The organism is Sphingobium sp. AS12, assembly GCF_019097845.1.
Lineage (GTDB): Bacteria > Pseudomonadota > Alphaproteobacteria > Sphingomonadales > Sphingomonadaceae > Sphingobium.
This window is the reverse complement of record NZ_JAHRGM010000001.1, coordinates 133,748-146,950: the sequence shown is the minus strand read 5'-3', so window position 1 is coordinate 146,950 and position 13,203 is coordinate 133,748. Positions and strand designations below refer to the sequence as shown.

Annotated in this window: 12 protein-coding genes and 1 pseudogene; 3 read left to right on the top strand and 10 right to left on the bottom strand. The window is 63.2% G+C overall.

All coding sequences use genetic code 11. The features are described from left to right. Nucleotides 1-280: 280 nt before the first annotated feature. Nucleotides 281-379, top strand: a pseudogene (locus KRZ98_RS00770) (biopolymer transporter ExbD); the annotation flags it as partial. Nucleotides 380-461: 82 nt separating this feature from the next. Here KRZ98_RS00770 and KRZ98_RS00765 read toward each other — a convergent pair. The 7 genes from KRZ98_RS00765 to glmU are packed head-to-tail and all read right to left on the bottom strand — an operon-like array spanning nucleotide 462 to nucleotide 5,919. Further along, on the bottom strand, nucleotides 462-812 hold the full coding sequence (locus tag KRZ98_RS00765; RefSeq protein ID WP_217671758.1) for a type II toxin-antitoxin system HicB family antitoxin: 351 nt from the start codon (nucleotides 810-812) through the stop codon (nucleotides 462-464). Next, complete coding sequence (locus tag KRZ98_RS00760) at nucleotides 805-1,053, bottom strand: type II toxin-antitoxin system HicA family toxin (protein ID WP_119745578.1); 249 nt, start codon at nucleotides 1,051-1,053, stop codon at nucleotides 805-807. Before KRZ98_RS00760 ends, KRZ98_RS00765 begins: the two co-directional genes overlap by 8 nt. Nucleotides 1,054-1,099: 46 nt before the next feature. Further along, the gene (gene glmS, locus KRZ98_RS00755) at nucleotides 1,100-2,923 is read right to left on the bottom strand and encodes a glutamine--fructose-6-phosphate transaminase (isomerizing) (protein WP_217671757.1); all 1,824 of its coding nucleotides are present in this window, start codon (nucleotides 2,921-2,923) and stop codon (nucleotides 1,100-1,102) included. Between the two features lie 16 nt (nucleotides 2,924-2,939). Then, nucleotides 2,940-3,320: a type II toxin-antitoxin system VapC family toxin gene (locus KRZ98_RS00750; RefSeq protein WP_217671756.1), complete on the bottom strand. Its 381-nt coding sequence runs from the start codon at nucleotides 3,318-3,320 to the stop codon at nucleotides 2,940-2,942. Next, complete coding sequence (locus KRZ98_RS00745) at nucleotides 3,317-3,691, bottom strand: ribbon-helix-helix domain-containing protein (protein WP_217671755.1); 375 nt, start codon at nucleotides 3,689-3,691, stop codon at nucleotides 3,317-3,319. Before KRZ98_RS00745 ends, KRZ98_RS00750 begins: the two co-directional genes overlap by 4 nt. A 33-nt stretch (nucleotides 3,692-3,724) precedes the next feature. Further along, nucleotides 3,725-4,624, bottom strand: a complete 900-nt coding sequence (locus tag KRZ98_RS00740; protein WP_217671754.1) for a metallophosphoesterase — start codon at nucleotides 4,622-4,624, stop codon at nucleotides 3,725-3,727. After that, on the bottom strand, nucleotides 4,621-5,919 hold the full coding sequence (gene glmU, locus KRZ98_RS00735; protein ID WP_254798054.1) for a bifunctional UDP-N-acetylglucosamine diphosphorylase/glucosamine-1-phosphate N-acetyltransferase GlmU: 1,299 nt from the start codon (nucleotides 5,917-5,919) through the stop codon (nucleotides 4,621-4,623). Before glmU ends, KRZ98_RS00740 begins: the two co-directional genes overlap by 4 nt. A 148-nt stretch (nucleotides 5,920-6,067) precedes the next feature. On the opposite strand from glmU, the gene KRZ98_RS00730 reads away from it, so the two are divergent. Together KRZ98_RS00730 and KRZ98_RS00725 are read left to right on the top strand one after the other, a co-directional pair. Then, nucleotides 6,068-6,736 (top strand): HAD family hydrolase, encoded by a 669-nt coding sequence (locus KRZ98_RS00730; protein WP_217671752.1) that lies wholly within the window; start codon nucleotides 6,068-6,070, stop codon nucleotides 6,734-6,736. Then, the gene (locus KRZ98_RS00725) at nucleotides 6,733-7,494 is read left to right on the top strand and encodes an enoyl-CoA hydratase/isomerase family protein (protein WP_217671751.1); all 762 of its coding nucleotides are present in this window, start codon (nucleotides 6,733-6,735) and stop codon (nucleotides 7,492-7,494) included. Before KRZ98_RS00730 ends, KRZ98_RS00725 begins: the two co-directional genes overlap by 4 nt. A 136-nt stretch (nucleotides 7,495-7,630) precedes the next feature. Here KRZ98_RS00725 and lpdA read toward each other — a convergent pair whose 3' ends face one another. The 3 genes from lpdA to KRZ98_RS00710 form a co-directional block, all read right to left on the bottom strand. Then, complete coding sequence (lpdA, locus tag KRZ98_RS00720; protein ID WP_217671750.1) at nucleotides 7,631-9,031, bottom strand: dihydrolipoyl dehydrogenase; 1,401 nt, start codon at nucleotides 9,029-9,031, stop codon at nucleotides 7,631-7,633. Nucleotides 9,032-9,138: 107 nt separating this feature from the next. Then, on the bottom strand, nucleotides 9,139-10,389 hold the full coding sequence (gene odhB, locus KRZ98_RS00715) for a 2-oxoglutarate dehydrogenase complex dihydrolipoyllysine-residue succinyltransferase (protein ID WP_217671749.1): 1,251 nt from the start codon (nucleotides 10,387-10,389) through the stop codon (nucleotides 9,139-9,141). Nucleotides 10,390-10,397: 8 nt separating this feature from the next. Further along, nucleotides 10,398-13,193 (bottom strand): 2-oxoglutarate dehydrogenase E1 component, encoded by a 2,796-nt coding sequence (locus KRZ98_RS00710; protein ID WP_217672382.1) that lies wholly within the window; start codon nucleotides 13,191-13,193, stop codon nucleotides 10,398-10,400. Nucleotides 13,194-13,203: the final 10 nt, after the last annotated feature.

The window sequence follows — 13,203 nt, the reverse complement described above, 5'->3', positions numbered from 1 at the left end:
TGGCTGACATTAGAAAGGCGAGATGAGCTTCGGTAAAACCGCCATTTCCGCACTCCTCTGCTTCACCGTGCTGTTGCCGATAGCAGTCATAGTGCGCGCGGCTGCCGGAACCAGAACAAGAGATGTGCTTCAATTGACGATCACTTTTGAAGCGCCCGACACCTGCCGTATCAACGTTGGCGATCAATCATTCTTGATGCCAAAGCAGGATGACGATCTACGCGCGACGCTCAAGCCGCTCGTTAGAAAGGGGCGAATTCTCTCCATCGTAGGTGGTGGGGATATTCCGTACCGATGTATCGGTCATACGATTTATACCGCGCAACGGGCTGGTTTTGAGAAAGTAGGATTTGTCGCAGAACCGCCCGACGCCAAATAGCCAGCAATGCCAGCACGCATTGGTGGGGACTTACGGTATGTTCAGTCGCAATCATCGCAATCTGGTATAAGGCTGATGCGGTTTACCCCGCCCGCCCGATACTCTCCGCCAGCACGTTCGCCACATAGGCGTTCAACGAAACACCCTCCCGCGCAGCCACGAATTTCAACTTTTCATGCAGAGACCGTGGCACGCGCTGCCGCCATTGGCCCAGCGCGCCGGGACCAGGAACATCACGTCCCAATGCCTTGGCTGCATCGTGCCATTCGGCAATGGCCGCTGCCGCATCGGCCAGCGCCGCCTCCGGCGTATCGCCATCACCCATACAGCCTGGCAGCGCGGGAACGGTCGCCATCCAGCCGCCGCCGTCTGCATCCGGCAATGGCTCGACCATGATCGCATAATCGGCCTGCCGCGCCTTTGTTTTAGCCATGCTTGCTGTCCTTCACAAATGCCATCAGCTTACGCACATAGACCGGCTTGATCGGGCGCTTGGCCGGAATGGTCAGGATCGTATCACTGCCCGGCACCGCCACTTTCCAGTGCGACCCGCCCCCTGTCGGTGGCAGGCAAGCCCAACCCAATTGCGCGCACAGCGTCTGAATATCCGATATCGTCCAATCCCCGGCGGGATTGCGCAGCATCCGGTCCAGCAGCTTGTCCGCCTTGGTCATCGCCTATTGATACCGTATATGGTGTCAGATGGCAAGGATCGGGCGATCACTCCACCGTCACGCTCTTCGCCAGATTCCTCGGCTGGTCCACATCCGTCCCCTTGGCCACCGCGACATGATAGGCCAGCAACTGCACCGGCACCGCATAGACCAACGGCGCGATCAGGGGATGCACCTTGGGCATCTCGATTGTCGCCATGCAACCCTCGCCCGCCAGAGCGATGCCTTCCACGTCGGAAATCAGCACCACCTTTCCGCCGCGCGCCTGCACTTCCTGCATATTGCTCACGGTTTTCTCGAACAGCGGGCCTGACGGCGCGATCACGATCACCGGCACCGCTTCGTCGATCAGCGCGATCGGGCCGTGCTTCATCTCGCCCGCGGCATAGCCCTCGGCATGGATATAGCTGATTTCCTTGAGCTTCAGCGCCCCTTCCAGCGCCATCGGATAATCCGGCCCACGCCCCAGATACAGCACGTCGCGCGCCGGTGCGATCAGATGCGCCATCGCTTCGATATCGCCATCATGGCCCAGCGCCTCATTCATCGCGGCTGGCGCTTCGGACAGGTGCCACACGATCTCGGCCTCCTCTTCCGGGGTCAGCAGCCCCTTGGCCCGCGCCAGATTGGCGGCCAGCGCGGCCAGCACGGCGAGTTGGCAAGTGAAGGCCTTGGTCGACGCCACACCGATTTCCGGCCCGGCATGGGTCGGCAGCAACAGGTCGGCCTCCCGCGCCATCGAACTGGTCGGCACATTGACCACCACCGCGATAATCTGGTCCGCTGCCTTGGCGTGGCGCAGCGCGGCCAGTGTGTCCGCCGTCTCGCCCGACTGGCTGATGAACAGGGCGAGGCCACCCGGCTCCAGCACCGGGTCGCGATACCGAAACTCGCTTGCCACATCGATGTCCACCGGCACGCGCGCGAATTTCTCGAACCAATATTTGGCGACCATCCCGGCATAGAAGCTGGTGCCGCAGGCGACGATCGTGATGCGCTTCACCGCCCCCAGATCGAAATCCATGTCCGGCATGGCGACTTCGTTTTCCATCCGGCGCAGATAGGCGCGCAGCGTCTGGGCGACGACGACCGGCTGCTCGTAAATCTCCTTCTGCATGAAGTGGCGATGATTGCCCTTGTCGATCATCGCCCCCGACACGCCGGACAGGGTCACCGGCCGCACGACCGGCGCATTATCCTTGTCGAAAATCTCCGCGCCGTCCTTCGTGATGACGACCCAGTCGCCCTCCTCCAGATAGGCGATCTTCTGCGTCAGCGGTGCCAGCGCCAAAGCATCGGACCCCAGATAGGTCTCGCCATCGCCATAGCCCACCACCAAAGGCGACCCCAGCCGCGCCCCGATCAGCATGTCGGGATGGCTGCGGAACAATATCGCCAACGCAAACGCTCCGTGCAGGCGCGGCAGCACCTTCGCGACGGCCTCCTTGGGCGACGCCCCCTGCTCCACCAGCTCGCTTACCAGATGGGCGACCACCTCGGTGTCGGTCTGGCTGTCGAAGATGCGGCCGCGCGCCATCAGTTCGGCACGCAGCGGCTTGAAATTCTCGATAATGCCATTGTGGACCAGCGCCACTTCGCGCGTCGCATGGGGGTGCGCGTTGCTGGTCGTCGGCGCGCCATGGGTCGCCCAGCGGGTATGGGCGATGCCGGTGGTGCCGGGCAGCGGCTCGTCGCGTAACTCGGTCACCAGATTGGCGAGCTTCCCCTCCGCTCGCCGCCGCTCGATCGCGCCGTCATGGACGGTGGCGACCCCCGCGCTGTCATAGCCGCGATATTCCAGCCGCTTGAGCCCATCGACCAGCCGCTCCGCCACGTCGCTATTGCTGATGATGCCAATGATGCCGCACATGTGCCGGGGGAGCCTTTCAGAGTTGATAGGGAACGCGGATGCCCGGCATCTGTGCCGGAAAATCCTTAGTATTGCGTGTCACCAGCACACGACCGCGCGTCTGGGCTGTCGCCAATATGATGGCATCCATGGCTTTGAGCCGGGGACGTTCGCGGCGCAAGGCCGCAGCACGGCTGCCGATCTCCGCGTCAATCTCGTCCACGCCGAAGCCGGACAGCAAAGTCTCCGCGCGCCACAGCCCGTCGCCTGCGCCTTTCGACATGACCTCGATCCAGACCGCCCGGCTGATCCACGCCCGCGCACCAAAGTCCGTCGCGCGGTCAATCTCCGTGCGCGCGGGTGGAAAGCCCGCCAACGCATCAATGATGATGTTGGAATCGAAGCTGAAGCCGCTCACCGCGAAGCCGGCTTCTTGGGATCGGGATATTGACCCGCCACCATATCAAGATAAATCTGGCGCTGCCGATCATCTTCCGCGTCGAACAGGTCGGGAAACTCGGCCTTGGTTGCTTCATAATCATCGTCCCAGGGCCGGGTCGATGACGCGCGTTCCCGCCGCTGCCACTCAACCGAATCGCCGACATCGACTTGGCCCTTCCACGCGCCAAAGCCGATATCGAGCCACTTCTTGCTGCTCGCCGATTGCGCTTCGGCGCGATAATCCCGCACCGCCTCCCGCAACACCGCCGCCCGCGACTTGCCCTGTTCACGGGCAAGCTGGTCCAGCCATTTGACGTCATCGTCGGGAATGTCAGCCAGAAAGCGCATGATGATATTCTGATATCATATCATGATATCAAGTCAAGATACCGCAGAGTCGCTCACATATGTCCGGCTTACTGTCGGCTTTATCGTAACCAGCCAGATATCGGGCGGCGCCAGCATCCGAATCGGCAATCCGCTGGTGCCAACGCCAGCCGCGACGATCATCGTCTTGGCCCCGTCGCGATACAGGCCACAGGCATAGCGCGTGCCATATTTCGACGGCACATAGACGACCCCGGCAAAGGGCAGCGCCACCTGCCCGCAATGGGTATGCCCCACCAGCGTCAGCGACGGCGCGTCCGGCAGAGCGGGGAACACATCCGGCCCATGCGACAGGACCAGCCGCGCGCCACCCAGCCGCGCCATCGCCGCTATCGTATCGGGCAGGTCGGGCCTGCGCGTGTAAATATCTTGCAACCCGCCAATCGCCAGCGGCCCGCGCCGCACCACGCCATCCTGCAACAGGGTGATGCCCAGCCGCGCAAAAGCCGCTGACCAGTCCCGACCACTCAGCGCAACCCGGTTCAGCTTGCTGCGACTGTCATGATTGCCCAGCACCGCCACCACACCCAGCGGCGCGCGCAACCTGCCAAACGGCGCGATGCTCGCCTGTGCGTCATAGGTCGCCCCGCCCTTGGCATCGCCAATATAGTCCCCGCCCAGCAGGATGAGGTCAGGCTTCAGCGCATTGATCTGCGCTACGATCCGCGCCATCCGCGCCGGGCTATTGTCCGGCCCCGACAAATGCGTGTCGGTCAGCAGCGCGACGGTGACCGGACCACGCGGCGCATCCGCCGGGAAGGATAGCGCAATCTCCACCCGCCGCACCACCGGCATGGCGCTGGCGTTCATGACCAGCCAGCCAGCAAAGGCCAGCAGAACGATCATCACGCCAACCAACCCCGCCAGCCAGGGATGCCGCTGAACCAGCTTCATCCCTTGGCAGCCGCCTTCCGCGCCATCATCCGCGCCCGAAACCGCGCCGCCCAGCCCGGCTTACTCTCCTGCGCAGGCCGCACCAGACACAGCGCATCGGCCTCAACTGCCTTCGTCACCACGCTCCCCGCCGCGACGATCGCACCCTCGCCGATCGTCACCGGCGCGACCAGCGCACTGTTCGACCCGACGAACGCTCCCGCGCCGATCTCGGTCTTATATTTGAAGAAGCCGTCATAATTGCAGGTGATCGTCCCCGCGCCGATATTCGCCCCCGCCCCCACGCTGGCGTCACCGATATAGGACAGGTGATTGACCTTGGCCCCTTCGCCCAGCACCGCCTTTTTGATCTCGACGAAATTGCCGACCTTGGCATTCACCCCGATCTGCGCGCCGGGCCGCAGCCGCGCATAGGGACCGATCGCCGCGCCGCTTTCCACACTGGCCCCTTCCAGATGGGAGAAGGCGTGGATGACCACATCGTCCGCCACGCGGACGCCCGGCCCGAACACGACGTTCGGCTCCACCACCACGTCACGGCCCAGCACCGTGTCATGGGCAAAGAACACCGTCTCCGGCGCGACCAAAGTCACCCCCTCGCGCATCGCCTCTACCCGGCGACGCGCCTGCCACATCGCCTCCACGCCCGCCAGTTCGACCCGGCTGTTGACCCCCGCCACTTCCCAGGCTTCGGTCTCGATGACGGCGCTCGGCGCGCCCGGCAGCATGATGATGTCGGGCAGATAATATTCGCCAGCGGCATTGTCGTTGCCGATCTGGTCGAGCAGCACAAACAGATCGGTCGATCGCACCGCCATCAGCCCGCTATTGCACAGCGTCACCGCCCGCTCGGCCTCGCTGGCATCCTTAAATTCGACCATCTTTTCGATGATCCCCTGCCCGTCGGCGATGATCCGGCCATAGGCGGCGGCGTCATCGGGCCGGAAACCCAGCACCACCGCGCGCGGATCATCCCCCCGGTTCAGCCGGTCGAGCATCGCCCGCATCGTCGCTCCGCTGACCAGCGGCACGTCGCCATAGAGGATCAGCACATCGCCTGCAAAACCAGCCAGCGCATCATGCGCCTGCGCGACGGCATGGCCGGTGCCAAGCTGCTTGTCCTGCACCGCAATCACCGCGCCGGTGCCCGCCACCGCAGCCTCGACCTGCTCGCGGCCCGCGCCGACCACGACCACCTGCCGCTCCGGCTCCAGCGCGGCGACGCTTGCCAGCAGGTGCAGCAGCATCGGCCGCCCCGCGACCGGATGCAGCACCTTGTGCAGCGACGATTTCATGCGCGTGCCCTGCCCGGCGGCAAGGATGATGACAGCAAGAGGACGGCTGGCGGTCACGATAAGGATGTCCCTCATAAATGGGTCTATGACCCATGGCTCTGCCATGTTTGGCTTGCCTTTGCCACCGCGGTCGCGGCATGGCGCGGCCATGGCAAAAATTCCTTTCGATATTGTTGGCTTCGACCTCGACGGCACGCTGATCGACACCAGCGGAGACCTTGCCGCTGCGGTCAATCACGCCATCGCCACGATCGACCGTCCGCCCTTTCCGGTCGAAGCCATCCGGCCTTTCGTGGGCAAGGGTGCCAAGGTCATGCTCGAACGCGCGCTCGATGCGTCGGGTGGCTATGATGAGGCGACACTGGCGCAATTGCTGCCCGTCCTGCTCGACTATTATCAGGCGAACCTCAGCGCCCATTCCGTCACCTATCCCGGCCTGATTGCGGCGATGGACGCGCTAGCCGTGGCGGGCGTGAAACTCGCCATCTGCACCAACAAGGCAGAACGCTTCACCCTTCCACTGATGGATCAGCTCGGCCTGACGCCCCGTTTCGCCAGCATCGTCGGCGGCGACACGGTCGGCATCGCCAAGCCCGACCCCGCACCCATCCACGCCATGATCGATCGTGCGGGCGGTGGCCGGGCGATCTTCATCGGCGACACGATCAACGACATAGCCGGCGCGCGCAATGCCGGCATCCCCAGCATCGCGGTCAGCTTCGGCTTTCTCGACGGCCCGGTCGAGGATCTCGCCGCCGATGCCATCATCGACCATTTCGATGCACTGCTGCCCTTGCTCGAAAGCTGGCCCGCATGACCCTGCGGCTGGAGCAGGACGGCGCAATCGCCCGCCTGCTGATCGAACGCCCAGCGCGCCGCAACGCCATGACACAGGCGATGTGGGAAAGCCTCCCCCTGCTGGTGGGCCAGGCAATGGCGGACGACAATGTGCGCGTGCTGATCCTCGCCTCCGCCACGCCGGGCCTGTTCTGCGCCGGAGCCGACATCGGCGAATTTGCTGATCACAGCGGCGAGGAAGCCTGGCGCATCGCCAATCAGGCGGCGATCCGCGCCAGCCAATATGCCCTCGCCCAAGCGCCCAAGCCGGTCATCGCCGCGATCGACGGCGATTGCGTGGGCGGCGGCTGCGGCCTCGCCATCGCCTGCGACCTGCGCATCGCCGCCCCCACTGCGCGGCTGGGGATCACCCCTGCCAAACTCGGCATCGTCTATTCGCTGTTCGACACCAAATTGCTGGTCGATCTGGTCGGCCCGGCCCGCGCCAAGCGCATCCTCTTCACCGGCGCGCTACACAATGCGGACGACGCCCTCTCCATCGGCTTGATCGACGAAATCGCCCCTGATCCCCTCGCCGCTGCCACCGCCCTGGCCCACACCATCGCCACCAACGCCCAGCATAGCATCCGCGCGTCCAAGGCGATCATCCGCCGCATCTTGGACGGTCAGGCCGATGACGACGACACGACCCTGGCCATGTTCCGCGACGCTTTCACCCTGCCCGACTTTGCCGAAGGCGTAGCCGCGTTTCAGGCGAAGAGGCGGCCCGATTTTTAAAGTCGGATGACTTCACCTTGACCCGTTCGTTTCGAGCGAAGGTCGGGATTTCATCAGACTCTAATCCCGTCTCGGTCACGAAAAAGGCCTCCGCGATGCGAAGGCCTTTTCCCTATCTACCGATCACCAGATCCGATCACATATGGATCGGCTTGCCGGTCACCGCCATCGCCGCTTCCTTGATCGCCTCGCTATGCGTGGGATGCGCGTGGCAGGTATAGGCGATGTCCTCGCTCGATGCGCCGAATTCCATGGCCTGCACCACCTGCGCGATCATCGTGCCTGCCGGGACCGCGATGATCCACACGCCCAGCACCTTGTCGGTTTCGGCGTCGGCGATGACCTTCACGAAACCGTCCGGCTCATGATTGGTCTTGGCGCGGCTGTTGGCCATCATCGGGAATTTGCCGACCTTGATCGCACCCTTCTCCTTGGCCTGTTCCTCGGTCAGCCCCACGCCCGCAATTTCAGGCTTGGTATAGACGACGCCGGGGATCAGGTCATGGTTCACGATGCCAGTCAGGCCCGCGATATTCTCGGCAACGGCAATACCTTCATCCTCGGCCTTGTGCGCCAGCATCGGGCCGGGGATGACGTCGCCGATCGCCCAGACGCCCGGCACCTTTGTCGCGAAATCATGGTCAGTTTCGATCTGACCGCGCTTGTTCAGTTCCAGCCCGATCTTGTCGAGGCCAAGGCCATCGGTATTGGCGCGACGGCCGATCGATACCAGCACCACGTCCGCCTCGATCGTTTCGGCCGCGCCGCCAGAGGCAGGCTCGACCGTCAGGGTCACGCCCTTCTTGCCCGCCTTCGCGCCGGTCACCTTGGTGCCAAGCCGATATTCAAAGCCCTGCTTCTTGAAGATCTTGTTGGCTTCCTTGCGGATTTCGCCGTCCATGCCAGGCAGTATCTGGTCGAGATATTCCACGACCGTCACCTTGGAGCCCAGCCGACGCCACACGCTGCCCAGTTCCAGGCCGATGACGCCGCCGCCGACCACGACCAGATGCCCCGGCACCTTGTCCAGTTCCAGCGCACCGGTCGAATCGACGATCTGACCGCCCGCATTATCAACCTCGACACCCGGCAGCGGCATGACCGACGATCCGGTGGCAATGACGATATTCTTCGCCGTCACCGTCTCTCCACCAACCGAAACCGTGTTCGCGCCGGTGAAGCTCGCCAGACCCTTGAGCCAGGTCACTTTGTTCTTCTTGAACAGAAATTCGATGCCGCCGGTCAGCCCCTTGACCGCGTCAACCCGCTGCCCCTGCATGGTGGGCAGGTCCAGGCTCATCTTGTCGATCTTGACACCCAGCTTCGCCAGCGTGCCGTTGGCCGCTTCGTCATAGAGTTCGGAGGCATGGAGCAGCGCCTTGGACGGGATGCAACCGACATTGAGGCAGGTGCCGCCCAGCGTCTCACGGCTTTCCGCACACGCCACCTTCAGGCCCAGCTGCGCCGCCCGGATCGCGGCGACATAGCCGCCGGGGCCAGCGCCGATCACCAGAACGTCATAATCGAAATCGGACATGGGATTTTCCTCTCGCCGTCATGCCAGCGAAAGCTGGCATCCCCCTTTTCTTCAGAAAGAACAAGCGGGACCCCGGCTTTCGCCGGGGTGACGTTAGAATGTGATGATTACAGGTCGATCAGCAGGCGGGTCGGATCCTCGATCGCATTCTTCACCGCGACCAGGAAGGTCACCGCCTCACGACCGTCGATCAGGCGATGGTCGTAGGACAGCGCCAGATACATCATGGGACGCACCACGACCTGCCCGTCACGCACGACCGGACGGTCCTCGATACGGTGGAGGCCCAGCACCGCCGACTGGGGCGGGTTGATGATCGGGGTGGACATCAGGCTGCCGAACACGCCGCCGTTGGAGATGGTGAAGGTGCCGCCCTTCATATCTTCCATCGTCAGCTTGCCTTCCTTGGCCTTGCGGCCAAAGTCGCCAATCGTCTTTTCGATCGTCGCAACGCTCATGCTTTCAGCGTTGCGGATGACCGGGACGACCAGACCGGTCGGTGCCGACACCGCGACTGAAATGTCGCAAAAGTCGTTATAGACGATCTCGTCGCCTTCGATCTGCCCATTGACGCCCGGAATATCCTTCAGCGCCATGCAGACAGCCTTGGTGAAGAAGCCCATGAAGCCCAGACGGACGCCATGCTTCTTCTCGAACAGGTCCTTATATTTGGCCCGCGCCTCGATGACTGCGGTCATGTCGACATCGTTGAAAGTAGTCAGCAGCGCTGCGTTGTTCTGCGCTTCCTTTAGCCGCTTTGCGACGGTCTGGCGCAGGCGGGTCATCTTGACCCGCTCCTGCGCGCGACTTGGACCGGCAGCCGGGGCAGCAGCGGCAGGCGCCGCCGCCACAGCCGTTGCGGCGGCCGCCTTGGCCGTGCCGGCGGCGACAGCCGCCGTCACGTCATCCTTGGTCAGGCGCCCGTCCTTGCCGGTCCCCTTGATCTTGCTGGGGTCCAGACCATGTTCCAGCACCAGACGGCGCACGGCGGGCGACAGGGTCAGGTTACCACCATCATCATCGTCCAAGGCGACAGGCGCAGGCGCCGAAGCGGCTGGCGCAGGCGCAGCGGCCTCCGCCTTGGCAGCGGGCGCTGCGGCAGGCGCGGCAGCAGCCGCAGCGCCTTCGTTGATCAGCGCCAGCAACGCGCCGACATTCACCGTCTCGCCTTCCTTGGCGATGATGTCGCCCAGCGTGCCTGCAACCGGCGCGGGCACGTCAACCGCGACCTTGTCGGTTTCCAGGCTGACGATGGGCTCATCGAGCGCGACGGCTTCACCGGGCTTTTTGAGCCACTGGCCCACGGTTGCTTCGGTAACGGATTCGCCCAGGGTAGGGACTTTGACTTCGGTGGCCATGAGCTTGTTCAGCCTTTCTTCTGGCGACGGATTTCTTCACGAACGCTGTGACCCAGCGCATCGGCGACGAGGGCGCCCTGTTCGGCGACATGGCGTTTGGCGAGGCCCGTAGCGGGCGACGCCGACGCCTTGCGACCGGCATAGCGGGCGCGCATCGGCGCCTTGCCGGCACTCGCCAGCGCTTCCTCGATATAGGGTTCGACATGGAACCACGCGCCATTGTTGCGTGGCTCCTCCTGGCACCAGATCACTTCGGTCAGGTTGGTCATCCGCTTCAGACGGACGGCCAATGCGTCGGTCGGAAAGGGATAGAGCTGCTCGATACGGACGATCTGGGTGTTCTTGTCCCCCGCCGCGTCGCGCGCCTCAATGAGGTCATAGGCAACCTTGCCCGAACATAGGACCAGCCGCTTGGTTTCCGCGTCCGGGGCCGGATTGCTGTCCGACAGGATTCGCATGAAATGCGTATCGCCTTGGAAATCCTTGGCACTGCTCACCGCCAGCTTGTGCCGCAACAGCGACTTGGGCGTCATGATGATCAACGGCTTGCGGAAAGGACGCAGCATCTGGCGGCGCAGGACGTGGAAATAATTGGCCGGCGTCGTGATGTTGGCGACCTGGATATTGCCTTCTGCGCAGAGTTGCAGGAAGCGTTCCAGACGCGCCGAACTATGTTCCGGTCCCTGCCCCTCATAACCATGCGGCAACAGGCAGACCAGGCCGTTGGAGCGCAGCCACTTGGTTTCCGACGAGGCGATATACTGGTCGAAGATAATCTGCGCGCCATTGGCGAAGTCGCCAAACTGCGCTTCCCACAGCACCAGGCTCTTGGGGTCGGCCAGCGCATAGCCATATTCAAAGCCCAGCACGCCATATTCGGACAAGGGGCTATCCAGCACCTCGAACCGGCCATGCGGCACGGTCGACAGCGGGATATATTTCTTCTCCGTATTCTGATCGACCCAGACAGAATGCCGCTGGCTGAACGTGCCACGCCCGGAGTCCTGCCCCGACAGTCGCACGCCATAGCCTTCCGACAGGAGCGAACCGAAGGCTAGGGCCTCGCCGGTCGCCCAATCGAAATTAGCGCCAGACTTGAACATCTCGGCCTTCGCATCCAGCACGCGCTGGAGCGTCTTGTGGACGACATGGCCCTTCGGCACGGTGGTCAACGTCTTGCCCAGGCTGTCGAACAGCTTGGGCGCAATCGCCGACTCTACGCTCTGGCGCGTCGTTTCGGCGTCAGCAGGCTTGTGCAGCCCCGACCAGCGACCCGCAAACCAGTCGGCCTTGTTGGCCTTGTAGCTTTTGGACGCCTCAAACTCTTCTTCCAGATGGTTGACGAAGTCGCCCGTGGCCTTGGTCACATAATCGTCGTCGATCACGCCCTGCGCCTTCAGGCGCGTGGCATAGACGTCGCTGACTGGGGGATGCTGGCGAATTTTCGCATACATCAGGGGCTGGGTGAACGAAGGCTCGTCCCCCTCATTGTGACCGAAGCGGCGATAGCACCACATGTCGATCACGATGTCGCGATGGAAGGTCTGGCGATATTCCACCGCCAGCTTGCAGGCGAAGGTCACCGCTTCGGGATCGTCGCCATTCACATGCAGGATCGGCGCCTGAACGCCCTTCGCCACGTCGGACGGATAGGGCGAACCGCGCGAAAATTGCGGGCTGGTGGTGAAACCGACCTGATTGTTGACGATGAAGTGGATGCAGCCACCAGTATTGTAACCGGCCACGCCCGAAAAGCCGAGGCACTCCCAGACGATACCCTGCCCCGCAAAGGCAGCATCGCCATGGATCAGCACCGGCAGCACCTGCTCATGCTTGGCCAGGTCATCGCGGAACGTCTGCTGCGCGCGCACCTTGCCCAGCACCACCGGATCAACGGTTTCAAGGTGCGAGGGGTTGGGGACCAGCGACATATGGACCTTGATCCCGTCAAATTCGCGGTCGGTCGAGGTGCCGAGGTGATATTTGACGTCGCCCGAACCGCCGACATCTTCGGGGTTGGCGGTGCCGCCCGAAAATTCGTGGAAAATGACGCGAAAGCCCTTGGCCATGACATTGGCCAGCACGTTCAGGCGGCCACGATGGGCCATGCCATAGACGATTTCGCGGATGCCCGACTGGCCGCCATATTTGATGACGGCTTCGAGCGCCGGAATCATGGACTCGCCGCCGTCCAGACCAAAACGCTTGGTGCCGACATATTTGCGGCCCAGGAATTTCTCATATTGCTCGCCCTGGATGACCTTGGCCAGGATCGCCTTCTTGCCTTCCGGCGTGAAGATGATTTCCTTGTCCTTGCCTTCCATCCGCTCCTGAAGGAAGCGGCGCTCCTCCACATCGGCGATATGCATATATTCCAGGCCAACATTGCCGCAATAATTGGCGCGCAGGATGGCGACGATTTCGGTCACGGTCGCGAACTGAAGGCCCAGCGTGCCGCCAAGGAAAATCTTTTTGGCCGGGTCGGTCAGGCCATGATATTCGGGCGTCAGATCGGCCGGCAGATCGCGCTGGGTCAGGCCAAGCGGATCGAGATTGGCGGCCAGATGCCCGCGCACGCGATAGGTGCGGATCAGCATCTGCGCGCGGATGGCGTCCTCGGCCGCCTGCGCGATGTCGGCGTCCGACACCGTCTTGCCCGCAGATTTGGCAGCGGCCTTTACGGCCACCTGCATCTGCGTCGGGTCCAGCGCCCCGGTCAGGTCATCGGTATCCGCCAACGGCCAGTTCGGGCGGGCCCAGCTTGGGCCTTGCTCGACTTCAAAATCCTGGTTCTCGTAACCCATCATCATATCC